23 protein-coding genes and 1 pseudogene are annotated in these 25,406 nt (G+C 66.7%); 15 read left to right on the forward strand and 9 right to left on the reverse strand.

The window, feature by feature from the left end:
- The 4 genes and pseudogenes from AC1DYU_RS05210 to lpdA form a co-directional block, all read left to right on the forward strand.
- Nucleotides 1-125: pseudogene (locus AC1DYU_RS05210) on the forward strand (succinate--CoA ligase subunit alpha); the annotation flags it as partial.
- Between the two features lie 161 nt (nucleotides 126-286).
- On the forward strand, nucleotides 287-3,244 hold the full coding sequence (locus AC1DYU_RS05215) for a 2-oxoglutarate dehydrogenase E1 component (RefSeq protein ID WP_476790716.1): 2,958 nt from the start codon (nucleotides 287-289) through the stop codon (nucleotides 3,242-3,244).
- Nucleotides 3,245-3,293: 49 nt separating this feature from the next.
- Nucleotides 3,294-4,586 (forward strand): 2-oxoglutarate dehydrogenase complex dihydrolipoyllysine-residue succinyltransferase, encoded by a 1,293-nt coding sequence (odhB, locus tag AC1DYU_RS05220; RefSeq protein ID WP_476790717.1) that lies wholly within the window; start codon nucleotides 3,294-3,296, stop codon nucleotides 4,584-4,586.
- Nucleotides 4,587-4,721: 135 nt separating this feature from the next.
- The gene (gene lpdA / locus AC1DYU_RS05225) at nucleotides 4,722-6,119 is read left to right on the forward strand and encodes a dihydrolipoyl dehydrogenase (protein ID WP_476790718.1); all 1,398 of its coding nucleotides are present in this window, start codon (nucleotides 4,722-4,724) and stop codon (nucleotides 6,117-6,119) included.
- Nucleotides 6,120-6,242: 123 nt separating this feature from the next.
- On the opposite strand, the gene folD is transcribed toward lpdA, so the two are convergent.
- A complete protein-coding gene (gene folD / locus AC1DYU_RS05230) occupies nucleotides 6,243-7,103 on the reverse strand; it encodes a bifunctional methylenetetrahydrofolate dehydrogenase/methenyltetrahydrofolate cyclohydrolase FolD (protein WP_476790719.1) in 861 nt (286 codons plus the stop codon).
- A 164-nt stretch (nucleotides 7,104-7,267) separates the two neighbouring features.
- On the opposite strand from folD, the gene AC1DYU_RS05235 reads away from it, so the two are divergent.
- From AC1DYU_RS05235 to AC1DYU_RS05250, 4 genes are all read left to right on the forward strand, one after another.
- Nucleotides 7,268-8,665, forward strand: coding sequence for a cytosine deaminase (locus AC1DYU_RS05235; RefSeq protein ID WP_476790720.1), 1,398 nt, complete (start codon nucleotides 7,268-7,270; stop codon nucleotides 8,663-8,665).
- Nucleotides 8,665-9,246: an NAD(P)H-dependent oxidoreductase gene (locus AC1DYU_RS05240; RefSeq protein WP_476790721.1), complete on the forward strand. Its 582-nt coding sequence runs from the start codon at nucleotides 8,665-8,667 to the stop codon at nucleotides 9,244-9,246. The genes AC1DYU_RS05235 and AC1DYU_RS05240 overlap by 1 nt, the downstream gene beginning before the upstream one ends.
- Before the next feature lie 105 nt (nucleotides 9,247-9,351).
- Complete coding sequence (locus AC1DYU_RS05245; protein ID WP_158484514.1) at nucleotides 9,352-9,834, forward strand: MarR family winged helix-turn-helix transcriptional regulator; 483 nt, start codon at nucleotides 9,352-9,354, stop codon at nucleotides 9,832-9,834.
- 208 nt (nucleotides 9,835-10,042) lie between these two features.
- Nucleotides 10,043-10,900, forward strand: coding sequence for a DMT family transporter (locus tag AC1DYU_RS05250; RefSeq protein ID WP_476790722.1), 858 nt, complete (start codon nucleotides 10,043-10,045; stop codon nucleotides 10,898-10,900).
- A 99-nt stretch (nucleotides 10,901-10,999) separates the two neighbouring features.
- Here AC1DYU_RS05250 and AC1DYU_RS05255 read toward each other — a convergent pair whose 3' ends face one another.
- The 3 genes from AC1DYU_RS05255 to AC1DYU_RS05265 all read right to left on the reverse strand — a co-directional run bounded on the left by AC1DYU_RS05255 (nucleotide 11,000) and on the right by AC1DYU_RS05265 (nucleotide 14,964).
- Complete coding sequence (locus AC1DYU_RS05255) at nucleotides 11,000-12,979, reverse strand: potassium transporter Kup (protein ID WP_158484512.1); 1,980 nt, start codon at nucleotides 12,977-12,979, stop codon at nucleotides 11,000-11,002.
- Nucleotides 12,980-13,100: 121 nt separating this feature from the next.
- Nucleotides 13,101-14,375, reverse strand: coding sequence for a flavodoxin-dependent (E)-4-hydroxy-3-methylbut-2-enyl-diphosphate synthase (gene ispG, locus AC1DYU_RS05260; protein WP_476790723.1), 1,275 nt, complete (start codon nucleotides 14,373-14,375; stop codon nucleotides 13,101-13,103).
- 28 nt (nucleotides 14,376-14,403) lie between these two features.
- Entirely contained in the window at nucleotides 14,404-14,964 is a 561-nt protein-coding gene (locus AC1DYU_RS05265; protein WP_476790724.1) for a Fur family transcriptional regulator, read from the reverse strand.
- 118 nt (nucleotides 14,965-15,082) lie between these two features.
- Here AC1DYU_RS05265 and AC1DYU_RS05270 point away from each other — a divergent pair, with 118 nt between their 5' ends.
- The 3 genes from AC1DYU_RS05270 (at nucleotide 15,083) to AC1DYU_RS05280 (ending at nucleotide 17,546) form a co-directional block, all read left to right on the forward strand.
- Nucleotides 15,083-15,868 (forward strand): 3-hydroxybutyrate dehydrogenase, encoded by a 786-nt coding sequence (locus AC1DYU_RS05270; RefSeq protein WP_476790725.1) that lies wholly within the window; start codon nucleotides 15,083-15,085, stop codon nucleotides 15,866-15,868.
- Complete coding sequence (locus tag AC1DYU_RS05275; protein ID WP_476790726.1) at nucleotides 15,865-16,935, forward strand: patatin-like phospholipase family protein; 1,071 nt, start codon at nucleotides 15,865-15,867, stop codon at nucleotides 16,933-16,935. The genes AC1DYU_RS05270 and AC1DYU_RS05275 overlap by 4 nt, the downstream gene beginning before the upstream one ends.
- 194 nt (nucleotides 16,936-17,129) lie before the next feature.
- Entirely contained in the window at nucleotides 17,130-17,546 is a 417-nt protein-coding gene (locus tag AC1DYU_RS05280; protein WP_158484508.1) for a DUF3830 family protein, read from the forward strand.
- A 132-nt stretch (nucleotides 17,547-17,678) separates the two neighbouring features.
- Here AC1DYU_RS05280 and ybaL read toward each other — a convergent pair whose 3' ends face one another.
- From ybaL to AC1DYU_RS05295, 3 genes are all read right to left on the reverse strand, one after another.
- Nucleotides 17,679-19,403 (reverse strand): YbaL family putative K(+) efflux transporter, encoded by a 1,725-nt coding sequence (gene ybaL / locus AC1DYU_RS05285; RefSeq protein WP_476790727.1) that lies wholly within the window; start codon nucleotides 19,401-19,403, stop codon nucleotides 17,679-17,681.
- Nucleotides 19,404-19,509: 106 nt separating this feature from the next.
- Nucleotides 19,510-19,830 carry a polyhydroxyalkanoic acid system family protein gene (locus AC1DYU_RS05290; protein ID WP_158484506.1) on the reverse strand — a complete coding sequence of 107 codons (321 nt, stop codon included), beginning with the start codon at nucleotides 19,828-19,830 and terminating at the stop codon, nucleotides 19,510-19,512.
- A 161-nt stretch (nucleotides 19,831-19,991) separates the two neighbouring features.
- Entirely contained in the window at nucleotides 19,992-20,204 is a 213-nt protein-coding gene (locus AC1DYU_RS05295; protein ID WP_158484505.1) for a hypothetical protein, read from the reverse strand.
- Nucleotides 20,205-20,422: 218 nt separating this feature from the next.
- Between AC1DYU_RS05295 and AC1DYU_RS05300 the strand changes: the two genes are divergently transcribed.
- Nucleotides 20,423-21,052, forward strand: coding sequence for a hypothetical protein (locus AC1DYU_RS05300; RefSeq protein ID WP_158484504.1), 630 nt, complete (start codon nucleotides 20,423-20,425; stop codon nucleotides 21,050-21,052).
- A 124-nt stretch (nucleotides 21,053-21,176) separates the two neighbouring features.
- On the opposite strand, the gene AC1DYU_RS05305 is transcribed toward AC1DYU_RS05300, so the two are convergent.
- Nucleotides 21,177-21,476 carry a hypothetical protein gene (locus tag AC1DYU_RS05305; protein ID WP_158484503.1) on the reverse strand — a complete coding sequence of 100 codons (300 nt, stop codon included), beginning with the start codon at nucleotides 21,474-21,476 and terminating at the stop codon, nucleotides 21,177-21,179.
- A 160-nt stretch (nucleotides 21,477-21,636) separates the two neighbouring features.
- The gene (locus tag AC1DYU_RS05310) at nucleotides 21,637-21,897 is read right to left on the reverse strand and encodes a hypothetical protein (protein WP_158484502.1); all 261 of its coding nucleotides are present in this window, start codon (nucleotides 21,895-21,897) and stop codon (nucleotides 21,637-21,639) included.
- A 295-nt stretch (nucleotides 21,898-22,192) separates the two neighbouring features.
- Here AC1DYU_RS05310 and AC1DYU_RS05315 point away from each other — a divergent pair, with 295 nt between their 5' ends.
- The 3 genes from AC1DYU_RS05315 to AC1DYU_RS05325 are packed head-to-tail and all read left to right on the forward strand — an operon-like array spanning nucleotide 22,193 to nucleotide 25,390.
- Nucleotides 22,193-23,167, forward strand: coding sequence for an NAD-dependent epimerase/dehydratase family protein (locus AC1DYU_RS05315; protein ID WP_476790728.1), 975 nt, complete (start codon nucleotides 22,193-22,195; stop codon nucleotides 23,165-23,167).
- 10 nt (nucleotides 23,168-23,177) lie between these two features.
- Nucleotides 23,178-23,939, forward strand: a complete 762-nt coding sequence (locus tag AC1DYU_RS05320; RefSeq protein ID WP_476790729.1) for an SDR family oxidoreductase — start codon at nucleotides 23,178-23,180, stop codon at nucleotides 23,937-23,939.
- Between the two features lie 23 nt (nucleotides 23,940-23,962).
- Nucleotides 23,963-25,390 (forward strand): FAD-dependent oxidoreductase, encoded by a 1,428-nt coding sequence (locus tag AC1DYU_RS05325; RefSeq protein WP_476791301.1) that lies wholly within the window; start codon nucleotides 23,963-23,965, stop codon nucleotides 25,388-25,390.
- The last annotated feature ends 16 nt before the right edge of the window (nucleotides 25,391-25,406 follow it).

Below are 25,406 nucleotides of genomic sequence, written 5' to 3' on the forward strand. Positions count from 1 at the left end.
CGATCATCTCGGGCGGCAAGGGCGGCGCCGAGGACAAGATCGCCGCCATGGAAGCCGCCGGCATCAAGGTCTCGCCCTCGCCTGCGCGCCTTGGAAAGACCTTGGTCGAAGTGTTGAAAGGCTGAGGCCAGCCACGGGCGTCGTGGTCGGGTTTGACCCGGCCATTTCATCCCGGCCCAGCCACCCCCAGATAGGGTCGGACCCAAGCCCGACCACGACGGACAGACAAGCGATGCCCGGGACAGGCCCGGGCATGACGCGGTGACAAGACAGGACGGATCAAGCCATGGCTCGCCAGGACATCAACGAGGCTCTCGCGCAGACGGGTTTCCTCTATGGCGGCAACGCGGCCTATATCGAGGATCTCTACGCCCGCTATCAGGCCGATCCGAAGTCGGTCGACGAGCAGTGGCAGGGTTTCTTCGCGGGCCTGAAGGATGAGGGCTCGGCCATCATCCAGAACGCCAAGGGCGCGTCCTGGACCAAGCCGAACTGGCCGGTCCATGCCAATGGCGAACTGGTCTCGGCGCTCGACGGCAACTGGGCCGTTGTCGAGAAGGTCGTCTCCGACAAGCTCAAGGGCAAGGCGCAGGCCGCCGGCGCCGCGATCAGTGCGTCCGACGTGCAGCAGGCGACGCGCGATTCCGTGCGCGCCATCATGCTGATCCGCGCCTACCGCATGCGCGGCCATCTCCACGCCAAGCTCGACCCGCTGGGCATCGAGACCGTCGACAATTCCGACGAGCTCTCGCCGGCCGCCTTCGGCTTCAGCGAGGCCGATCTCGACCGCAAGATCTTCATCGACAACGTGCTCGGCCTCGAATTCGCGACGATCCGCGAGATGACGGCGATTCTGCAGCGGACCTATTGCAGCACGGTCGGCATCGAGTTCATGCACATCTCGGACCCCGAGCAGAAGGCCTGGCTGCAGGGCCGGATCGAGGGGCCGGACAAGGAGATCGCCTTTACCAAGGAAGGCAAGAAGGCGATCCTGAACAAGCTCGTCGAGGCCGAAGGCTTCGAGAAGTTCATCGACCTGAAGTACACCGGGACCAAGCGCTTCGGCCTCGACGGCGGCGAGTCGCTGATCCCGGCGCTGGAGCAGATCATCAAGCGCGGCGGCGCGCTCGGCGTGCGCGACATCGTCTTCGGCATGGCCCATCGCGGCCGCCTCAACGTGCTCACCCAGGTGCTGGGCAAGCCGCATCGCGCGCTGTTCCACGAGTTCAAGGGCGGCTCGTTTGCGCCCGATGACGTCGAGGGCTCGGGCGACGTGAAGTACCATCTCGGTGCCTCCAGCGACCGCGAGTTCGACGGCAACAACGTCCACGTCTCGCTGACGGCCAACCCGTCGCATCTCGAGATCGTCGACCCTGTCGTGCTCGGCAAGGTGCGCGCCAAGCAGGACCAGTTCGGCGACATCGTCGAGCGCTCCAAGGTGCTGCCGCTGCTGCTGCATGGCGACGCCGCCTTCGCCGGCCAGGGCGTGGTCGCGGAGTGCCTCGGCTTGTCCGGCCTGAAGGGACACCGCACCGGCGGCTCGATCCACTTCATCATCAACAACCAGATCGGCTTCACGACCTATCCGCGCTATTCGCGCTCCTCGCCCTATCCGTCCGACGTGGCGAAGATGGTCGAGGCTCCGGTCTTCCATGTGAACGGCGACGATCCGGAAGCGGTGGTCTTCGCCGCCAAGATCGCGATCGAGTTCCGGCAGAAGTTCCACAAGCCGGTCGTGGTCGACATGTTCTGCTATCGCCGCTTCGGCCATAACGAGGGCGACGAACCGGGCTTCACCCAGCCGCTGATGTACCGCAAGATCCGCGCGCACAAGACGACGCTGGAGCTCTATTCCGCCAAGCTGGAGGCCGAAGGCGTGCTCCAGCCCGGCGAACTCGACGAGGCCCGCGCCGCCTGGAAGGCCAAGCTCGAGGTCGAGTTCGAGGCTGGCCAGGCCTTCAAGCCGAACAAGGCCGACTGGCTCGACGGCCGCTGGGCCGGCATGAAGGCGATCCGCGCCGACGAGGACGATCCGCGCCGCGGCGCCACCGGCGTCGATGCGACCGTGCTCAAGGAGATCACCGAAAAGATCACCTCGGTGCCGCCGGGCTTCAACGTCCACAAGACGATTCAGCGCTTCCTCGACAACCGCCGCAAGGCCGTCGAGACCGGCAAGGGCATCGACTGGGCCACCGCCGAGTCGCTGGCTTTCGGCTCGCTGCTGCTCGACGGCAACCCGGTGCGCCTGTCCGGCCAGGACAGCGAGCGCGGCACCTTCTCACAGCGCCATTCGGTGCTGATCGACCAGGAGACCGAGGCCCGCCACACCTCGCTGAACCATATCCGCGACAACCAGTCCCGCTACGAGGTCATCAATTCGATGCTCTCGGAGGAGGCCGTGCTCGGCTTCGAATATGGCTACACCCTGTCGGAGCCTAACGCCCTGACCTGCTGGGAAGCCCAGTTCGGCGACTTCGCCAATGGCGCGCAGGTGCTGTTCGACCAGTTCATCTCGTCGGGCGAGCGCAAGTGGCTGCGCATGTCGGGCCTCGTCTGCCTGCTGCCGCATGGCTATGAGGGCCAGGGTCCCGAGCACTCCTCGGCCCGTCTCGAGCGCTTCCTGCAGATGTGCGCCGAGGACAACATGCAGGTCGCCAACTGCTCGACGCCGGCGAGCTACTTCCACATCCTGCGCCGGCAGCTGAAGCGCGACTTCCGCAAGCCGCTGATCCTGATGACGCCGAAGTCGCTGCTGCGCCACAAGCGCTGCGTCTCCGATCTGTCGGAGTTGGCCGAGGGTTCGACCTTCCACCGGGTGCTGCATGACGACGCCGAGCGCGGCAACTCGACCACCAAGCTGGTCAAGGATTCGAAGATCCGCCGCGTCGTGCTGTGCTCGGGCAAGGTCTATTTCGACCTGCTGGAGGAGCGCGAGAAGCGCGGCATCGACGATGTCTATCTGATGCGCGTCGAGCAACTCTATCCGTTCCCGCTGAAGTCGCTGGCTCAGGAGCTGGCGCGCTTCAAGGGCGCCGACGTCGTCTGGTGCCAGGAAGAGCCGAAGAACATGGGCTCCTGGACCTTCGTCGAGCCCTATCTCGAATGGGTGCTCGGCCATGCCGGATCGAAGTCGAAGCGGCCGCGTTATGTCGGGCGTCCGGCTTCGGCTGCGACCGCGACCGGCCTGATGTCGAAGCATCTCGCCCAGCTCAACGCCTTCCTGGACGAGGCCTTCGCGGCCTGACCGTCCAGCCACCTGACCGCCAGACAAAGACACGAAACAGAGGCCTGACATGGCGACCGAAATCCGCGTACCCACCCTCGGCGAATCCGTTTCCGAGGCGACCATCGGCAAGTGGTTCAAGAAGGCGGGCGACGCCGTGAAGGCCGACGAGCCCTTGGTCGAGCTCGAGACCGACAAGGTGACGCTCGAGGTCAACGCGCCGGCGGCCGGCGTGCTTGGCGAGATCGTCGCCAAGGAGGGCGACACGGTCGGCGTCAGCGCGCTGCTGGGCATGATCACCGCCGGCGACGGCAAGGCCGCCGCGGCTGCCCCCAAGGCCGAAGAGAAGAAGGCCGACACGGCGGTGGCGCAGGCCTCCGGCAAGGCCGGCGAGTCGACCTCGGCCGCCGCCGAGAAGAAGACCGGCGAGGTTGCCGGCGACACCCCGATCAAGCCCGCGACCAAGGCCGCCGATTCCGGCCCGGCGGTCTCGCGCCTGGCCGCCGAAAGCGGCGTCGATCCGTCGACCGCCAACGCCTCGGGCAAGGATGGTCGCGTTACCAAGGGCGACATGCTGGCCGCGATCGCGACCGGTCCCGCCGTAGCCACCGCTGCTCCTGCCGCCCCGGTTCAGGTCCGCGCGCCGTCGGCTCCCGACGACGCCTCGCGCGAAGAGCGCGTCAAGATGACCAAGCTGCGCCAGACCATCGCGCGCCGCCTCAAGGAAGCCCAGGCGACCGCCGCCATGCTGACCACCTTCAACGAGGTGGACATGTCGGCGGTGATGGCGCTGCGCAACCAGTACAAGGACGTGTTCGAGAAGAAGCACGGCGTGAAACTCGGCTTCATGGGCTTCTTCGTGAAGGCCTGCGTGCAGGCGCTGAAGGAGATCCCCTCCGTCAACGCCGAGATCGACGGCACCGACATCGTCTACAAGAACTACTACCATGTCGCGGTCGCGGTGGGCACCGACAAGGGCCTCGTCGTGCCCGTCGTGCGCGATGCCGACCAGCTCTCCATCGCCGGCATCGAGAAGGCGATCGGCGCGCTCGGCAAGAAAGCCCGCGAAGGCGCCCTCAAGATCGAGGACATGCAGGGCGGCACCTTCACCATCTCGAATGGCGGCGTCTATGGCTCGCTGATGTCGACGCCGATCCTGAACGCGCCGCAATCGGCGATCCTGGGCATGCACAAGATCCAGGAGCGCCCGATGGTCGTCGGCGGCCAGATCGTGGTGCGCCCGATGATGTATCTGGCTGTTTCCTACGACCACCGCATCATCGACGGCAAGGAGGCGGTGACCTTCCTCGTCCGCATCAAGGAGGCGCTGGAGGACCCGGCGCGTCTGGTGCTGGATCTCTGATCGCTTTTAACCGGCGGTCCATTCAGGCGTCATGCTCGGGCTTGTCCCGAGCATCCACGACTTTCCTACCGGCCATCCGAAGACGTGGATGGTCGGGACAAGCCCGAACATGACGGGCATTGCGAGGCTTTTTAGATGTCCTACGATCTCGTCATCATCGGAACCGGCCCCGGCGGTTATGTCGCCGCCATCCGCGCTGCCCAGCTCGGGCTCAAGGTCGCCGTCGTCGAGAAGCGCAAGACCTTCGGCGGCACCTGCCTGAATGTCGGCTGCATACCCTCCAAGGCGCTGCTGCATGCTTCCGAGATGTTCGAGGAGGCTTCGCACACCTTCCCGGCGCTCGGCGTGATCGTCGGCAAGCCCAAGCTCGATCTCAAGCAGATGCTCGTCCACAAGCAGGAGACGGTCGATGCCAACGTCAACGGCGTCGCCTTCCTGCTGAAGAAGAACAAGATCGACCCCTTCATGGGCACGGCCAGCATCCCGGCCGCCGGCAAGGTCGTGGTCACCGCCGAGGACGGCAAGACGCAGGAACTGGAAACGAAGAACATCGTCATCGCCACCGGCTCGGAGGCCACCGGCCTGCCCGGCGTGACGATTGACGAGAAGACGGTCGTGACCTCGACCGGCGCGCTCGAACTGACCTCAGTTCCCAAGGAATTGCTGGTCGTCGGTGCCGGCGTGATCGGGCTCGAGATCGGCTCGGTCTGGAGCCGGCTCGGCGCCAAGGTCACGGTCGTCGAATATCTCGACCGCATCCTGCCCGGCATGGATGAGGAGATCGCCAAGCAGTTCAGCCGTATCCTTCAGAAGCAGGGTTTCGAGTTCATCCTCGGCTCGAAGGTGACCAAGGTCGAGACCGGCAAGAAGGGCGCGACCGTCACGGTCGAGCCGGCGGCCGGCGGCGAGGCCAAGACGCTGTCGGCCGACATCGTGCTGGTCGCGATCGGCCGGCGGCCGAACACGGACGGGCTCGGGCTCGATGGCGCCGGTGTCGCGATGGAGCGCGGGCGCGTCGTCATCGACGACCATTTCAAGACCAATGTCGCGGGCATCTATGCCATCGGCGACGTGGTGCGCGGGCCGATGCTGGCGCACAAGGCCGAGGATGAGGGCGTCGCGGTCGCCGAGATCATCGCCGGCAAGGCCGGGCATGTGAACTACGACGCGATCCCGAGCATCATCTACACGGCGCCGGAAGTCGCCGCGATCGGCAAGACCGAGGAAGAGCTCAAGGCCGCAGGCACCGCCTACAAGGTCGGCAAGTTCCCCTTCACCGCCAATGCCCGCTCGCGCGCGATCCGGCACACGGAAGGGTTCGTGAAGTTCCTGGCCGATGCCACGACCGACCGCGTGCTCGGCTGCCACATCATCGGCCCCCATGCCGGTGACCTGATCGCCGAGGTGACGGTGCTGATGGAATTCGGCGGCTCGTCGGAAGACCTCGCCCGCACCTGCCACGCCCACCCGACCCTGTCGGAAGCGGTCAAGGAAGCGGCAATGGCGGTCGACAAGCGTCAGATCCATATGTGAGGAGCGCCACGCGGCGACAGAAGCGTCATTCTCGGGCTGCGCGCAGCGCGGACCCGAGCATCTCTTTCAGGAGTAAGCGCCTTCTCGTCCTGAGATGGTCGGGTCAAGCCCGACCATGACCTCCTAGCCGCCCCGCCTTGCCTTGAACGCCGTCAGCGTGTTGCGAAGCAGGCAGGCGATGGTCATCGGGCCGACGCCGCCGGGCACAGGCGTGATTGCACCGGCGACCGCCACTGCCTCGGCGAAATCGACGTCGCCCGCGAGCTTGCCGTCGGGCATGCGATTGATGCCGACATCGATCACGGTGGCGCCGGGCTTGATCCAGTCGCCCTTGACGAAATGGGGCCGGCCGACGGCGGCGACGACGATGTCGGCGCGGCGGACCACGGCGGGCAGATCCTTGGTGCGGGAATGGGCGATCGTCACGGTGCAGTCGGCCTGGAGCAGCAGTTGCGCGACGGGGCGGCCGACCAACTCGGAGCGGCCGATCACCACCGCCTCCAGCCCCGAGAGCGCGGGCAGCACGCTCTTCAGCAGCAGCATCGAGCCCAGCGGCGTGCAGGGCACAAGCCCCTCCTTGCCGCCCGCCAGCAGCCCGGCATTGATCGGATGCAGGCCGTCGACATCCTTGGCGGGATCGATCGCGTCGATCACCGCGGCGGTGTCGAGATGCTTCGGCAATGGCAGCTGCACCAGGATGCCGTCCACCGCGTCGTCGGCGTTGAGATCAGTCAGCTTTGCCAGCAGCTCGGCCTGGGTCGTCTGCGCCGGCAGGCGGTGGGCGACCGAGTTCATGCCGACCTCAACCGCCAGTTTCTCCTTCGAGGCGACATAGACGCGGCTTGCCGGATCGTCGCCGACGAGCACGACATGCAGGCCGGGAACGAGGCCACTTGACTCCTTGATGCCGGCGATTTCGGCGGCGATCTGCGCGCGCAACTGCGCGGCAATGGCCTTGCCATCGATCAGGGTGGCCTGCGGCATGGGACGCGTCTCCATCGGTGGAGCCGCCCTCATGCGCGATCGTCGCGCGCGCGACAAGCCCGGATGCGACGCGAGGATGCCGAAGCGCGCCGTCACTGCCTTGCCCGCGGTCGTGGCGGCCGGTATCCATCGTGCATGGCCTTGCCGATGGAGACACACACCCCGTGACGCGCGGATTCGCCCCGATTCCGAACATCCCGCGCTACTGGATCACCGGGGCGCGATGCCCTGCGTCGCTGATCACAGTCCCAAGCTCGGAATATCAGCTTGATGACGATGGCCTAGCCCGGATCGATCTGCTGATCGAGAACGGGATGATATCCGCGATCGAGCCGGGCTGGTGGGGGCTGCCGCAGGACATGGATGGTAGAATCGAGAGCTATTACCATCTCGATGGCGGCATCGTGCTGCCCCGCCTCGTCGATTGCCATGTCCATCTCGACAAGGGCCATATCTGGCCGCGCCAGCGCAATCCCGATGGCAGTTTCATGGGAGCGCTCAACAGCGTCATGGCCGACCGCGAGGCGAACTGGTCGGCATCCGACGTGCGGGCGCGGATGGATTTCGGCCTGCGCTGCGCCTTTGCCCATGGCACGGCTGCGCTGCGGACCCATATCGACTCGCTCGGCAAGCAGATCGGGATTTCCTGGCCGGTTCTGGCGGAACTGCGGGCGGAGTGGGCGGGGCGCATCGCCATCCAGGCCTCGCCGCTGTTCGGCATCCAGTTCGCGCTCGATCAGGCCCATATCCGCGATGTCGTCGCGGCGGTGAAGGCGCATGGCGACGGGATCTTCGGCTGCGTCAGCTACATGATCCCGGAGCTGGACGCGGCGCTCGACATTGTCTTCCGCACGGCGCTCGAGAACGGCTTCGATCTCGACTTCCATGTCGACGAGACCAATGATCCCGCCGCCCGCTCGCTGGAGCACATCGCCGATGCGGCGATCCGGCATCGCTTCGCGGGCAGGATCCTCGCCGGCCATTGCTGCTCGCTGGCGTTGCAGGAGCCCGACGTCGAGGCGCGGATCATCGCCAAGGTGCGGGAGGCCGGGATCGCGGTCGTCAGCCTGCCGATGTGCAACATGTATCTGCAGGACCGTGCCCCCGGCCGCACGCCGCGCTGGCGCGGCGTCACGGCGCTGCATGAGCTCAAGGCAGCTGGCGTGCCGGTGATGATCGCCTCGGACAACACCCGCGACCCGTTCTACGCCTATGGCGATCTCGACCTGATCGAGGTTCTGCGCGAGGGCACCCGCATCCTCCAGCTCGACCATGCCGGAACGGACTGGGCCAATGCGGTGGCGCGCACGCCGGCCGCGGTCATGGGGCTGGAGGGCAAGGGGGCGGAAGGTCTGGGCGTGCTGTCGCCCGGCGGCCCGGCCGATTTGATCCTGACCCGTGCCCGCGATTGGACCGAGTTCTTTGCGCGACCCCAAGCCGACCGCACCGTGCTTGTCGAGGGCCGCGCCATCGACACGACGCTGCCGGATCATCGCGAGCTCGATCATCTCGTGGCTGCTGCCAGTTTCGTCCCGGTCGATTCCGTGTCCGAGGCACCCTGATGCGCGTGCTGGTGCTCTATGCGCATCCCAACCCAGAGAGCTATGGCGCGGCGCTGCACCAGGCGGTCGTCCAGAGCCTGCGTGAGGGCGGCCATGAGGTCGATGACTGCGACCTCTATGCCGAGGGCTTCGATGCCGTGCTGAGCCGCGAGGAGCGCCTTGGCTATCATGACCTTGCCGGCAACACACTCCCCGTTGCCGGCTATGTCGCGCGGCTGCGTGCTGCCGAGGCGCTGGTGCTGTGCTTCCCGGTCTGGAATTTCGGCTATCCCGCGATCCTGAAGGGCTTCTTCGACCGCGTCTTCCTGCCCGGCGTTTCGTTCAAGCTGGTCGACGGCAAGGTCGCGCCCAATCTCTGGACGATCCGCAAGCTCGTGGCGGTGACGACTTATGGCGGATCGCGCTGGCGCGCCCTGCTGATGGGCGATCCGCCGCGCAAGCTGGTCTGCCGGGTCCTGCGTGCGGTCTGCCATCCCACCGCGCGGCCGCGCTACCTGGCGCTCTATGACATGAATCGCGCGACGCCGGAGCGCCGTTCCGCCTTCCTGATCTCCGTAGCGGAAAAGATGCGCTCTCTGTGACACCGCTCGCATTCATGTCATCACGTTGTCATCTTGGCGGGCGAACAGCCAGCCGGCGAAGCGTCTTCCTTATCCGTCCAAGCATCTAGCCAAGGATCGAGCGAGATGACCAAGGCACTCGAAAAGAGCGTAGGTCGAGCCTTGCTCGTCACGGCGAGGCTGCACCGCGCCCGCATGGGCGAGCGGCTGAATGCGCTGGGATTGTTTCCAGGGCAGGAGCAGGCGCTGAAGGCGCTGCAGCCGGCGCCGATGACGATGGGCGAGCTTGCGACGCTGCTGCGGGTCAAGCCGCCGACGGTGTCCAAGACGATCGGCCGGCTCTCCCTGCAGGGGCTGGTGACGCGCGAGGGCGGCGGCCGCGACGGCCGGCTCGTGCAGGTCGCGCTGACCGAAGCCGGCCACAAGACGTCCATGGCGCTCGACGCCGTCTGGACCCAGGTCGAGGAAGAGCTGCTCGACAAGCTCGACGGCAAGGAGCGCAAGCAGCTGCGCCGGCTGCTGCGCAAGGCGGCCAAGGGCCTGTCGAAGGCCGGCGTCGAGATCGACGATCCGGAAGCCGACGGCGACGAGATCGACAGCGACGCCTGAGCCGCTACCGACTCCTGATCTTTCGCTCCATGCCGTCCAGTTCATGCCCTGACGGGCGCATGGAGCTCATGCGTTCGGCCGCTGGTCAGAGGCGGTAAATCGTTTAAATCTGCCATTGTCATTCTCCCCGCGCATGACGGGATCTGCCTTGGCCGTCGCTTCGTCCCATCTTCCGGAAACCGGACGGTCGCGCCTTGCCGCGATCGGTTTGATCTGTAGCGCCGTTCTGTTCTTCGCCCTTCTGGACACCAGCGCGAAATGGCTGTCGGGCTATATGGACCCGGTGCAGGTCGTGTTCGCGCGCTATGCCGGCAGCATGGCGCTCGTCCTGATGCTGCTCAACCCGTGGAGTCATCCCGGCGTCCTGCGCACCAAGCGGCCCTGGCTCCAGGGCGTCCGCTCGCTGCTGCTGCTGGGCGCGACGGCGCTGAACTTCGTCGCGCTCCAATACCTGCAGCTCGCGGAGACGGTTTCGATCATGTTCGCGGGACCGCTGCTCGTGGCGCTCGTCGCGGGACCGATGCTCGGCGAATGGCCCGGCCCGCGCCGGCTGGCGGCGATCGGCGTCGGCTTTCTCGGCGTGCTCGTGATCACGCGCCCGGGCATCGGCGGCATGCATCCCGCCGCCCTGCTCTGCGTCTTCGGCACCGTCTGCTACAGCTTCTATGCGCTGGCCACCCGGCGGCTCGCGGCCTATGACAAGCCGGAGACGACGATGGTTTATTCCGGCGTCGCCGGGACGGCGGCCGTGCTGCCTCTGATCCCGTTCTTCTGGACGACGCCGCAGACGCCGTTCGTCTGGCTCGTGATGTTGGGCACCGGCCTGTTCGGCGGCTTCGGGCACTGGCTCCTGATCCTGGCGCACCGGCTGGCCCCGGCGACCGTGCTGGCGCCGTTCATCTATTCGCAGATCGTCTGGATGATCCTGCTCGGCTGGTTCGTCTTCGGGCAGTTCCCCGATCGCTGGACCTTCGTCGGCGCGGCGATCGTGATCGCGTCGGGGCTGTACCTGCTCTATCGCGAGCGGGTGCGGAACGTGCCCGAGGGCTCGGCGCGGATCGATTGAGACCTACGGTCATTCTCGGGCTTGACCCGAGAATCTCTTGCAGGAAATGCGCTGGTTTCCGAGATGCTCGGGTCAAGCCCGAGCATGACGGTCTCTGCCTTACACCGTGACCTGCGTCCCGACCTCGACGACCCGGCCGGTCGGGATCTGGAAGAAGCTCGTGGCGTCCGTCGCGGACTTGGTCAGCGAGATGTAGAGATTGTCCTGCCAGACCGGCATGCCCGATTGCGGCGAGGCCTTGATCGAGCGGCGCGACAGGAAGAACGAGGTCGACATGATGTCGAACTTGAAGCCCTGCTTGCGCAGGATCGCGAGCCCCTTGGGCACGTTGGGGCTCTCCATGTAGCCATAGACCAGATCGACCCGCCAGAAGTCGTCGGTGATGCGCGAGAGGCGCACGCGCTCCTCCTCGGCGATGCGCGGCGTGTCGGCCGAGCGCACGGTCAGGATAACGTTGCGCTCGTGCAGGACCTTGTTGTGCTTGAGGTTGTGCAGCAGCGAGGCCGGGGCCGTCTCGGGGTCGCTCGTCAGGAAGACGGCCATGCCCTTGACCCGGACCGGCGGGCTCTTCGAGAGCATGCCGACGAGTTCGAGCAATGGCACGTCGGTCTTGCGCGTCTTGTCGAACAGGATCTTGGTGCCGCGCACCCAGGTCCACATCAGCATGACCAGCGCGATCGCCAGCAGCACCGGCATGTAGCCGCCGCTGAACAGCTTCAGCATGTTGGCGGCGAAGAAGGCGACGTCGATGATCAGGAAGGGCAGGATCAGGGCTACGGTCGCGGTCAGGCTCCAGCCCCAGACGCGGCGGATCACGATGAAGGCGAGCAGCGAACTCACCACCATCGTGCCGAAGACCGCAATGCCATAGGCGTGCGACAGGTTCGACGAGGTCCGGAAGGACCAGACCAGGATCAGGACGATGACCAGCAGCAGCCAGTTGATGCGGGGTATGTAGATCTGGCCGGAGGTATGCTCCGAGGTGTGACGGATCTCCAGGCGCGGCAACAGGCCGAGCTGGACCGCCTGCCGCGTCAGCGAGAAGGCGCCCGTGATCACCGCCTGGCTCGCGATGATGGTGGCGATCGTCGCCAGGATGACCAGCGGCAGGATCAGGAAGTCCGGAGCGAGCTTGTAAAACGGGTTGTCGATGGCGGTCGGGTCGGAAAGGATCAGCGCGCCCTGGCCGAGATAGTTCAGCCACAGCGAGGGGAAGACCAGCCAGATCCAGGCGCTGCGGATCGGCCCGCGGCCGAAATGGCCCATATCCGCATAGAGCGCCTCGGCGCCGGTCACGGCCAGGCAGACCGAGCCGAGCACGGCCAGCGACACCGTCGGATGGTCGATGAAGAAGCGCAGGGAGTAATACGGGTTGACCGAGGTCAGAACGCTCAGATCGTCGGCGATATGGTAGATGCCGAGCCCGGCCAGTGCCAGGAACCAGACCAGCGTGATCGGGCCGAAGAAATTCGCGACCCTCTCGGTGCCGCCGCTCTGGACCAGGAACAGTGCGATCAGGATGACGGAGGCGATGGTGACGACATAGTCGTTCAGCAGCGGCGTCACCAGCTTGATGCCCTCGACCGCGGAGAGCACCGAGATGGCCGGCGTGATCACCGCGTCGCCATAAAACAGCGCCGCGCCGGCCATGCCAAGGAACAGCACGACGCCGCCGCGCGCCCGCCCGAGGCCACGCTGGGCCAGCGCGACCAGCGTCAGGATGCCGCCTTCGCCATTGTTGTCGGCCCGCATCAGGAGCAGGACATATTTCAGCGTGACGACGATGACGAGCGACCACAGGATCAGCGAGAGCACGCCGATGACGATGTCGCGCGGCACCGGCGCGCCGACAACCGCGGCGCTCAGCTCGCCATGGGCAGCGGTCGCCGCCAGCACGGTCTCGCGCAGCGCATAGAGCGGGCTCGTGCCGATATCGCCATAGACGACGCCCAGCGCGCCGAGCGCCAGCGCGGCATAGCTGCCATGGCCGTTCTTGGCCTCGGCGGCATGGCCGTCATCGATGCCGAAACGGGAATCCTCCGTTTTTTGAGCCGGGGGATTCGTCTGGTCATGCCCCATAGGGGATCTCCGCGCGCGCTGCGGTGCAGCGAAAGGCCGGGGCCTCTAACACAATGCCGTCAGCACGCAAAGGCGCTGCCATGTGTCCGCTGCGGGGCCACGCAACGCAAGGTTGTGAAATTCACTCGGCCGCATCGGCGCGCCTGCCGTAACGCTGCGCCACATAATCATCGACCATGGTCTTGAATTCGGCGGCGATGCCGGGCCCGCGCAGGGTCTTGACCTTCTTGCCATCGACGAAGACGGGAGCCGTCGGCTCCTCGCCGGTGCCCGGCAGGGAGATGCCGATATCGGCGTGCTTGGATTCGCCGGGGCCGTTGACGATGCAACCCATCACCGCGACGTTCAGCGCCTCGACGCCGGGGTAGCGCGTCTTCCAGTCCTGCATCGAGCCGGCGATCCAGTCCTGGATGTCGCGGGCGAGTTGCTGGAACACGGTCGAGGTGGTGCGGCCGCAGCCGGGGCAGGCGGCGACCTGCGGCACGAAGGCGCGGAAGCCCATGGTCTGGAGCAGCTCCTGCGCCGCCTTGACCTCGAGCGTGCGGTCGCCACCAGGCTCGGGCGTCAGCGAGAAGCGGATCGTGTCGCCGATGCCTTCCTGCAACAGGATGCCGAGCGCGGCCGAGGAGGCGACGATGCCCTTGGAGCCCATGCCGGCCTCGGTCAGGCCGAGATGGATGGCGTAGTCGGAGCGAGCGGACATCATCCGGTAGATCGTGATCAGATCCTGGACGCCCGAAACCTTGGCGGAGAGGATGATCTTGTCCCGGCCGAGCCCGATCTCCTCGGCACGCCCGGCCGAGAGCAGCGCCGACTGCACCATCGCCTCGCGCATGATGGCGCGGGCATCGAGCGGGCGAGGCTGCAAGGCATTCTCGTCCATCAGCGTGGTCAGCAATTCCTGGTCGAGCGAGCCCCAGTTGGCGCCGATGCGCACGGCCTTGCCATGCTTGATCGCGAGTTCGACGATCTGGCCGAACTGGCGGTCCTTCTTGTCTTTGAAGCCGACATTGCCGGGGTTGATGCGGTATTTCGCCAGCGCCTCGGCGCAAGCCGGATGATCGGTCAGCAGCTTGTGGCCGATATAGTGGAAATCGCCGATCAGCGGCACGTCGACACCGATGCGGTCGAGCCGCTCCCGGATCTTCGGCACCGCGGCGGCGGCCTCGTCGCGGTCGACGGTGATGCGGACGAGTTCGGACCCTTGCCGCGCCAGTGCCGCAACCTGCGCGACCGTGCCGGCGATGTCGGCGGTGTCGGTATTGGTCATCGACTGGACGACGATCGGCGCGCCGCCGCCGACGGCGACGTTGCCGACCATCACGGGAACGGTGAGGTGACGCGCCAGCGGGCCGGAATGCTCCGCTGTCAGGCAGGGGAAAGCCCGCTCGTTCATCGGATGCGCCCCAACTCGTCTTTGCCGATCATGCGCTTGCGTTCCGGCAATGCTCGCAGCGGCCGACGATCTCGACCACCTGATGGACGGGGGAGAATTGCCTGACCTGGGCGATCGCCGCAACGGCCTTCTTCATGGCCGGCGAGGAATCCTCATCGACGCCGCCGCAGACCTCGCAGATCAGGAAGGCGACAACCTCGTCGGCGCCATGGCCGTGCAGGCAGGCGACATAGGCGTTGCGCGAGGAGAGCCGGTGGACGAAGCCCTGCTCGACCAGGAAATCGAGCGCGCGATAGATCGAGATCGGCGCCAGCCGCCGGCCACCGGCCGGCGAAATCCGGTCGGCGAGGTCATAAGCCCCGACCGGGCGATGGTCGGCATGGAGCGCCTCCAGCGCCTTGGCGCGGATCGGCGTCAGGCGCAGGCCGCGCTCCCGGCAGATACGCTCCGCCCGCGCCAGCGCCTCGGCGGCGTGGATGCGGTGGTCATGGGCGTGCCGGCAGCCGCTCTCGCCGCCAGCGTCGTGCGCGTCATGCACATGCTCGTCATGGGCGCCATGCGCGTGTAGGTTTTGCTGCATTGTGGTCATGTTGCGCTGCAATAGGACATCGGGCAACGTGCCGCCATGGCCTTGATGTGGTGGCGGCATTGCCCTGTTCGGACCCGAACCTAAGCATTTTCTCATCGATTGTCAGGAGCCTTAGCCGATGTTCCTCAAAGACCGCGCGGCCGCCATCACAGGATCGACCTCCGGCATCGGGCTTGCCTATGCCCGAGCGCTGGCCAAGGAAGGCGCCCATCTCGTCGTCAACGGCATCATGCCTCCCGCGGAAGCCGAAAAGCTCCGCTCGGACCTCGCCAGCGAGTTCGGGGTCAAGGTGCTGTTTTCAGCCGCCGACATGACCAAGCCCGCCGAGATCGCGGATTTCATCGCGCAGGCCGAGGCCGAATTCGGCGCGGTGGACATCCTCATCAACAATGCCGGCATCCAGTTCGTCTCGCCGATCGACGAGTTCCCGATCGAGAAATGGGACCAGATCATCGCGATCAACCTGACCTCCGCCTTCCACACGACGCGTGCCGCGCTCCCGAAGATGAAGGCCAAGGGCTGGGGCCGCATCATCAACACGGCCTCGGCGCATGCCTTCGTCGCCTCGCCGTTCAAATCGGCCTATGTCGCGGCCAAGCATGGCATTGCCGGGCTGACCAAGACGGTGGCTCTCGAAGTCGCGACCAAGGGCATCACCGTCAACGCCATTGCGCCGGGCTATGTCTGGACGCCGCTGGTCGAAAAGCAGATCCCCGACACGATGAAGGCGCGCGGCATGACCAAGGAGCAGGTCATGAACGACGTGCTGCTGACGGCACAGCCGACGAAGGAGTTCGTCACCGTCGAGCAGGTCGCGGCGCTCGCCGTGTTTCTGTGCACCGACTCGGCGAAGTCGATCACCGGCACGACGCTGCCGATGGATGGCGGCTGGACCGCCGCGTGACCGGGCGCAAGAAGGCGGCCCATCATCTGCTCGGGCTCGCCGGCCCGAAGGCGGAGAAGTCCGTCTCGCTGGCCTTGCAGGGCGGCGGCGCGCATGGCGCCTTCACCTGGGGCGTGCTCGACGCGATCCTGGAGGATGGGCGGCTCGCGATCGAGGCCTTGTCGGGCACCAGCGCGGGCGCGATGAACGCGGTGGTGCTGGCCGAGGGCTGGATCGAGGGCGGGGCAGATGGGGCCCGCGCCAAACTCGAGGCGTTCTGGCGGGCGATCAGCGTCGATGGCAAGTATGGCGGCTCCGAGCGCTCGCTGATCGACACGCTGCTGGGCGCCTGGGGCGGTTCGAATGGCGTCCCGCCCGGCATGCTCTGGTTCGAGATGTTCTCGAAAGTGGCGAGCCCCTACGACGTCAACCCGCTCAACATCAATCCGCTGCGCGGCGTGATCGCCGACCTCATCGATTTCGACAAGGTGCGGGCCTGCACGCAGCTGAAGCTGTTCATCGCCGCGACCAATGTCCGCTCGGGCAAGATCAAGCTGTTCAACGGCCCGGAGCTGACGGCCGATCATCTGATGGCCTCGGCCTGCCTGCCGATGCTGTTCCAGGCGGTCGAGATCGGCAAGGAGGCTTACTGGGACGGCGGCTATATGGGCAATCCGGCGCTCTACCCGCTGTTCTACGAGGCGGCGGGAGATGACATCCTGCTGGTTCAAATCAACCCGCTCTTGCGCCGGGACCTGCCGACCAAGGCGCGCGATATCCAAGACCGGGTCAACGAGATCACCTTCAACGCCTCGCTGCTGCGCGAGCTGCGAGCCATCGACTTCGTCAACCGTCTGATCGACGGCGGCAAATTGCCCAAGGACGAATACAAGCGCGTGCTGATGCACCGCATCGACGGCGGCCCGCCCTTGGCCGAGATGACCTCGTCGTCGCGGCTGAACTCGGACTGGGATTTCCTGCTGCAGCTGCGCAATATCGGCCGGGCGGCGGCCAAGCGCTGGCTGAAGCGCAATTACGAGGCGATCGGCAAGGTCGGGACGCTCGACCTGAAGGCGGCGTTCTCGTAGATAGCGCGGCGATATCTCTCCAGCCCTCATCCTGAGGAGCGGGCAAAGCCCGCGTCTTGAAGGATGCTCCAGATGGTTCCGGCGCCTCCTGGAGCATCCTTCGAGACGCCGCTTCGCGGCTCCTCAGGATGAGGGCTCAAGATCACATCCCATTCGCCTTATCCGGTCTGGCGAACTACGCGAAAGGTCGTCCCATGTCCCAGCAGCTCATCGTCACCGCAGGCCCGTTCACCTTCGAGGCCAAACTGGAGCTGGAGGCCGCGCCGAAGACGTGCGCCGCCTTCCTTCGCCACATGCCCTTCGCCAGCAAGATCGTGCATGTGCGCTGGAGCGGCGAGGGCGTCTGGATGCCGCTCGGCGAGCTTGATTTCGGCGTCGGCTACGAGAACCATACGAGCTATCCGGCACCCGGCCAGATCATCCTCTATCCCGGCGGCATCAGCGAGACCGAGATCCTGCTCGCCTATGGCGGCGTGCATTTCGCCAGCAAGATGGGCCAGCTCGCCGGCAACCACTTCATCACGCTGACCTCGGGGCTGGAGAACCTCTACACGCTCGGCCGCAGGACGCTCTGGGAAGGCGCGCAGGACGTCAGGTTCGAGCTGGTCTGATCTGGTTCGCGACTGAACCACCGTCGTCATGCTCGGGCTTGACCCGAGCATCTCGCAAACCAGCCACCTCTCGTCCTGAGATTCTCGGGTCTGCGCTTCGCTTCGCCTGAGGACGCGCGTTCCCGCGCGTCCTCAGGCTGGCTGAGGCTCCGCCGCCGGAGGCGGCTCCGGGGCTGCGCAGAGGGCCAGCATCGCGCGGGCGATCTCGGCCTCGCCCATGATCGTCAGCGTCGCGCCGCATTTGGTGAGATGCTCGACCTCGGCATCGGAATGGGCGCGGGCGACGATCGGCAGCGCCGGATTGTCGCGGCGCGCCTGCTCGCAGACCTGCCCAGCCTCGAAGCTCTGCGGAATGGCAACGAAGAGCCGCCGCGCCCGGCCAAGACCAGCGGCCGCCAGCACGGCGGGATCGGCCGCATTGCCGAGCAGGAGCTCGGCGCCGTGACGCTTGGCCGCGGCAACCGCATCGCCCTGTTCCTCGATGACCAGGACCTTCTCGCCGCGCGCCAGCAGGCCGGCGCCGAGCAGTGCGCCGACCCGGCCATAGCCGACGACGACCATGTGGTCGGACAGTGCTGTTGGCACGATGTCGAGGTCGGGCTTCGTTTCGGGGTCGGCTGCGCCCGGCGTCGGCTTGGGTTTCGCCATGCTCGGCTCGCCGATAAAGTGGTCGACCAGGGCAAACAGCACCGGGTTGAGCAGGATCGAGAGGATGGCGCCGGCCAGGATCAGGTCGCGGCCCTGCTGCGGCAGGATGCCGAGCGAGACGCCGAGGCCTGCCAGGATGAAGGAGAATTCGCCGATCTGGGCGAGCGAGGCCGAGATCGTCAGGGCCACGCCATTTGAGCGCCCATAGGCGCGCATGATCAGCCAGGCGGCGAGCGACTTGCCGATCAGGATGATCGCCAGCGTCGCGAGCAGCGGACCGGGCGCGCGCAGCAGGATCGCCGGGTCGAACAGCATGCCGACCGAGACGAAGAACAGCACCGCGAAGGCATCGCGGAGCGGCAGGGATTCCTCCGCGGCGCGCTGGCTCAGCGGCGATTCGCTCAGGATCATGCCGGCGAAGAACGCGCCGAGCGCGAAGGAGACACCGAACAGGGTCGCGGCGATGAAGGCGACGCCGAGCGCCACCGCGAGCACTGCCAGCCGGAACAGCTCGCGCGAGCCGGTATGGGCGACCCAGTGCAGCACCCAGGGGATGACGCGGCGGCCGACGACGAGCATGAAGGCGATGAAGGCGACAACCTTCATCAGGGTCAGGCCAAGCACGCCCCAGAGGCCGAGATCGAACTGGCCCGAGAGCGGCGACGGTACGCCGGGGCGCGCGCCGTTGAGCGCGTCGGCGACGGCCGGGATCATCACCAGCGCCAGCACCATGGCGAGGTCCTCGACGATCAGCCAGCCGACCGCGATCTTGCCCTTCTCGCTCTGGACGAGCCGGCGCTCCTGCAGCGCGCGCAGCAGCACGACGGTGCTGGCGACCGAGAGCGCCAGGCCGAAGACGACGCCGGCGACCCAGTTCCAGCCGAGTGCAAGGCCAAGACCCGTGCCGAGCAAGGTCGCCGCCGCGATCTGAACGAGCGCACCCGGCACCGCGATCGCCTTGACCGAGAGCAGATCCTTCATCGAGAAATGCAGGCCGACGCCAAACATCAGCAGGATGACGCCGATTTCGGCGAGCTCATTGGCGAGGTTCTGGTCGGCAACGAAGCCCGGCGTGAAGGGCCCGACGGCGACACCGGCGACGAGATAGCCGACGAGAGGGGAGATGCGGAGTTTCTGGGCGAGCGCCCCGAAGACGAAGGCAAGGCCAAGGCCCGCGACGAGGATGGCAATCAGCGGGCCGTGATGCATGGTTCTCCCGGATGGATGCGCGATGAAAGCGGACGGCGGAGCGTGCCAGACCATGCCGGCTGCGCCTCGTGATTTCAACCGTGGGGCTGTCGCAGAGAGCCTCTGCTCAGGCCTTGGGCTTCTCCAGCAGGATCTGGCCCTGCTTCTCGACGCCGATCTTGAGCTTCTCGGCGAAGACGGCGAGCACCCAGGGCAGTTGCATCTCGACGCGGACCAGCGATGGCTCGACATCGAGCCGGCCGCGCACGGTGTAGCCCAGCGCAGCCACGCCGAAATGCAGGCTGTCGCCCTCCCAGCGTTCCTCGACGAGCTGCATCTTGACCATGCCGAGGCGGTCGCGGATGCGGTCGATGCCGTCCCGCAATCTTGCGACTGCGCCCTCGCGGCCAAGATCATGCGAGACGGTGATGCTGACGGGCTTGGCCATGATGCTCCCTGAGCGGGTCGAATTGCGATCAGGTTCAGAATGGGGACGGGGGAAGCGGATTTCCAGATTGCCATCGGCCGCAGGGCGCCAGCCAAAACGAAACCGGCCGGCGCGATGGAACGCGGCCGGCCGGCGGTGTTGGAGAATGACTCGAACTCAGCTCAGCAGTCGCGGTCGTGCAACCTGCGCTGGCCGCGCTCGGTGATGTGCCAGCGCTCGCCGGTAGACTCGACGAGGCCCCGGCCCTTGAGGATGTGGAGCACCGACACGTCGAAAACGAAGTGGTTGGTCTGCTCGTCAATGCTTTCGAGAGCGATCCATTCCGGATCCGACATCACGCATGGATGTTTGATCAGGAGTTGCTGGGCTTCCATGAGCGTCTCCTTGGTCAGCGGATGAGAAGGTGAATCGCATCCAATCTTGGCCGTGTGATGGCTGCGGGAGGCGGATCGATGGCCGAATGGTTTCCGGTTTTCGCCGGCCGCAGCTTTCTCGGCCCGGCGCGGAACTCTCGTGGCGGTGCCTCGTTCACTCTCATGAGAATTCAGTGAGCTCCAAGCTCACGACCGCGCTTGCAAATGGAGACTTCGCGATGGCGACCATGAACACTTTCCCGCCTGACGTGCCCAAGGATTCCGACGAGGCCCGCGACGAGATCGCGAACGCCGCCGGTACGGTGCGCGCCAAGGCCTCCAATCTCGCCGAGAAGGCGACCGAGACCGTCCGTGACGGCTACTATCGAGCCAAGGATGCGATCACCGAGACCGATCCGGTCGAGCTGGCCCGCGAGGGCGGCGAGGCGATGCGGAGCGCCGTCGAGCGCCATCCGCTGGCGGCCTTCGGGCTCGGTGCGCTGAGCGTCGGCTTGATCGCCTGGGCCAGCCTGCGCGGCTCCTCGACCTCGCGCTTCGAGCGCTATGAGCCCGATTACGGCCGGCTGCGCAGCCTGTTCAACAGCTACCGCAGCGAGGCCGCCGATACCGGCGAGAGCGCGTTGAAGAGCGGTGAGAAATGGCTGCGTGCCAACAGCGATACGGCCCGCGACTATGCCGGGCAGGCGCGCGACTATGCCGATTATGGCAGCCGCCTGCTGGCAAAGCGTGCGGAGCGCGAGCCGATCGCTGCCCTGCTCGGCGTCGGCATCGCGGTCTATTTCATTGGGTCGCTGTTGACCTCGTCGAGCGAGCCGGCCCCGGCGCGCAAGCGCGTGGCCAAGCGCTGAACAGTCAGGCGGAGCAACCTACCGCAGCGCGGGCGACCGCCTGACACAAAAAAGCCCTGCCGCATCGCTGCGGCAGGGCTTTCTGGTTGTGCGTGGTGCCGCGAGCGGCGACCGCGCCGAAATCTCAGTACCAGTAGCCGCGGCGGCCGTAGTAGCCACGGCCATAATAACCGCGATCGGCCGAAGCCGCGATCGCGCCGCCGATGACGCCGGCGGCAACACCTGCGGTCACCGCGCTGGCGGTCTCGTTCGAGGTGCGGCGGTTCTCGACATAGTTCGCCGAACGGCACTGCTGATAGGCGCGCGTGCCGGGGCGGAAGCCCTGCGATTCGCAGGTGACTTCGGCATCGGCGAGCGACTCCTGCGCAGTCTGGCAGCCGGCCAGCACCGCCGCCAAGGCTCCGACGATCAGAATGGTACGCATTTGTGGTCCCTTTTTGCAGCCTCCCAATGGCTGTCCCGGACTAAAATGCAGGAGGCATGGCAGGTCAAGCAAAACAGCGGCGTCTGGGTTAAATCCATGTGCGAAGATGCTGCAAAACCGCATCAATCGACATGAGTGCCAACCCGTTTGACAGGTGGGCTCAGCCGAATTTGCGAGCCGGCTTTTCGATAGCCTTGGTACCCGAGCGCTCCAGCGAGACGATATCGAGCGGCGGCATGCCGGATTTCTCGGCAATTAGGCGATCCTGCTCCATGATGGCGTCGCGCGCCGGCTCGTCGCCGTCGAGGCCGCCGAGAAGAGCCGTCGGGACGCGGCGGTTGGACCGGCGCGAGCCGTCGGCATAGACGACATCGAACATCACGAATTCGGCATCGAGGGGCTTGGATTTCTTGCGGGCCATGATCGGCTCCTTTTCGACGTGGCAGAACCGGTGTCGCCCGGCGAGATCGCGACGGCGTCTCGCGGGGCATGGCGCGAGGCGGAGGCGAAAAGCGGGCCCGGAGGATGATGCCGCGACGCCTAGACCATGGGCGGTCGCTGTGCAATGCGGCATGTCCAGCCGAAATCGCAGTCGATCCTGCAGGTTCCGGGCTTGCCGAAGCCTGCGCGAGGCTCTTTGCTCGTGCGGATCGGCCCATCGGGCAAGGTGCCGTTCCTGCAAATCCTGAAATGCGTCCTGCCTTGAAAGCCCTGTCGTGAAAGTCCTGATCTTCGGCGGCGCCGGCTTCGTCGGTCTCAACATCGCGGAGGCGATGCTGGGTGCGGGGCATGATGTCGTAGCGTTCGATCGCGTGCCGGTGCCGGATGCCGCAGCCAAAGCCTTTGCCCAGCTGCCCGGCCGGTTCGAGACCATTCTCGGAGATGTGACCGATAAGGCGGTGGTGACCGAGGCGGTTCGCCCCGGCACCGATCTCGTGGTGATGGGCGCCGCGATCACGGCGGGGCGCGAACGCGATGCCAGCGAGCCAGGGCGGATCCTCGAGGTCAACCTGCTGGCGCAGGTGCCGATTCTGACGGCTACGCGGGCGGCCGGCGCGCGCCGCGTGATCAATCTGAGTTCGGCTGCGGCCTATGGAGCTGCCGGCGAGCGTGTCGATGAACTCGCCGAGGAGATTCCGGGCGATCCGGTCGGGCTCTATGCCATCACCAAATGGGCGAGCGAGCGGGTCGGCGCGCGGCTGGGCTCGCTGTGGGGGCTCGACATTGTCAGCCTGAGGCTCAGCGGCGTCTTCGGCCCGTGGGAACGCGCCACAGGCGTGCGTGACACGCTTTCCCCGCATTGCCAGATCCTCGCGGCTGCCGTCGCGGGCGAGTCCGCGATCCTGCCGCGGCCGGGCCTGCGCGACTGGATCTATGCGCCCGATGTCGCGGACGCGGTGCTGGCGGTGGCCGGCGCATCGACGCTCGGGCACGGCGTCTACAATGTCTCGACCGGCCGGCGCTTCACCCTGCTGGACTGGGGGACGCGGCTGGCGGCCTCCTTCCCCGGCTTCGTCTGCCGGCTGGCGGAAGCCGGCGAGGCGGCGACGATCGATTTCCACGGGCCGTCCGACCGGGCGCCGCTGACGGTTTCGCGGATCGCCAGCGATCTCGGCTGGTCTGCGAAAACCGACGGGCTGGATTCTGCCGACCGGCTCGCCGCCTGGTGGCGAGCTGACGGGCGAGGATGAGGAGATCGTGATGAAGCTCGAAGGCAAGATCGCGCTGGTGACCGGCGCCGGTTCCGGGATCGGGCGGGCGATCGCGCAGCTTTTTGCCGGCGAGGGCGCGCGCCTGGCGCTGGTCGATCGCGACGAGGCGGGCCTGGCCGAGACGGCGGCGCTGATCGCGGCAGCGGGTGGGGAGGCGATTGTCCAGTCGGGCGATGTCGGGCTGCCGGGCTTCGCCGATGCTGCCGTGCAGGCCTCCGCGACTCGCTTCGGCGGCGTCGACGTGCTGGTGACGGCGGCGGGCTTCTCCTGCGGCGGCACGGTGACGACGACCGCGCCCGAGGATTGGGACGCGGTCTTCCGCGCCAATGTCGGTGGCACCTTCCTGTTCGCGCGGGCGGCGATCCCGCTGATGCAGGCGCGCGGCGGCGGCGCGATCGTGACCTTCGCCTCGCAGCTCGCGCTCGCCGGTGGGCGCGGCAACAGCGCCTATATCGCCGCCAAGGGCGCGATCCTCTCGCTGACGCGGACGATGGCGCTGGACTATGCGGCCGACGGCATCCGGGTCAACGCGATCGCGCCCGGCGCGATCGACACACCGATGCTGCGCCGGAGTTTCGCCCGCCATGCCAATCTCGAACCGCTGCGCGAGGCTTCGCGCAACCGGCACGCACTGAAGCGTTTCGGCCGGGCCGAGGAGGTCGCGCAGGCGGCGCTTTATCTCGCCAGCGATGCCTCCTCTTTCAGCACCGGCACGACGCTGGTCGTCGATGGCGGCTGGCTGGCGGCATGAACGCTGCATCGGACGCGGCCATGATTCACGATGGCCTTTCCGTCCTCGAAAGCCGCATCGCGGCCGATCTGACCCGCACGGCGCATCCGCGGGCGCCCTGGCTGAAGCCGGTGACGGGGCCCGACGGCACGCCGGCCCATGACGTCATCATCGTGGGCGGCGGCCAGTCGGGGCTTGCTACCGCGTTTGGCCTGCTGCGTTCGCGTGTCGACAACATCCTGGTGCTCGACAGGGCGCCGGCGGGCCAAGAGGGGCCGTGGCGCTCCTATGCGCGGATGCACACGCTGCGCAGCCCGAAGGACTTCACCGGCCCCGATCTGGATATGCCGAGCCTGACCTACCAGTCCTGGCACGAGGCGAAATTCGGCATCGAGAGCTGGGACGAACTCAATCTGATCCCGAAGGGGCATTGGGCGGATTATCTCGCCTGGTTCCGCCATGTCGTCGGTATCCCCGTTCGCAATGAGGCGGAGGTCATCGACATCGCGCCTGCAGACGGGCTGCTGGCGCTGACAGTGCGCGAGGGCGGCGGCGTCTCGACGCTGCGTGCCCGCAAGCTGGTGCTCGCGACCGGTCAGGAGAGCATGGGCAACTGGAGCGTGCCGGCCCCGCTCTCCTGCCTGCCGGTTTCGCGCCGCGCGCATTGCGCGGAAGCGATCGATTTCGACGCGCTCGCGGGAAAGCGTGTCGCGGTGATCGGGGCGGGCGCCTCGGCCTTCGACAATGCCGCGACCGCGCTCGAGGCGGGGGCGGCGAGCGTGCATCTGCTCTGTCGCCGGCCGCAGGCGCAGGTGGTGCAGCCCTATCGCTGGCTGACCTTCCGCGGCTTCCTGCGCCATCTCGGCGATCTCGACGATGCCTGGCGCTGGCGCTTCATGAGCGCGATCATGGCGCTGCGCGAGGGCTTCCCGCAGGCGACCTATGATCGCTGTGCGACCCATGCCGCCTTCCGCCTGCATCTCGGTGCGCCGGTGCTGAGCGCGATCGACGGGCCGGACGGGATCGAGCTCGTCACACCGGCCGGCCCGGTGGTGGCCGATTTCGTGATCTGCGCCACCGGCATCGACATCGATCTCGCGGCGCGGCCGGAGCTTGCGCGCTTTGCCGGCAACATCGCCTCCTGGGCCGATCGCTACACGCCGCCCGCAACCGAACGGGACGAGAGGTTGGGACGCTTCCCCTATCTCGCCGACGACTACGCGCTGTGCGAGCGCGTCGCGGGCGAGACGCCGTGGATGGCCGACATCCATCTGTTCAGCATCGCCTCGACGATGAGTTTTGGCGCGTCGGGCTCCTCGATCAACGCCATGACGACCGCCGTGCCGCGGTTGGTCTCGGGGCTGACGCGCGGACTGTTCCGGGCCGATGCCGGGCGGCTCTGGGCGGAATTCCAGGCCTATGACGAGCCGCAGGCTGTGGTGCGGAAGCCGGCATGCGAGCCCTCATCCTGAGGAGCGAGCCCGCAGG

The sequence above is a fragment of the Allobosea sp. P2_B12 genome (genome assembly GCF_056404835.1).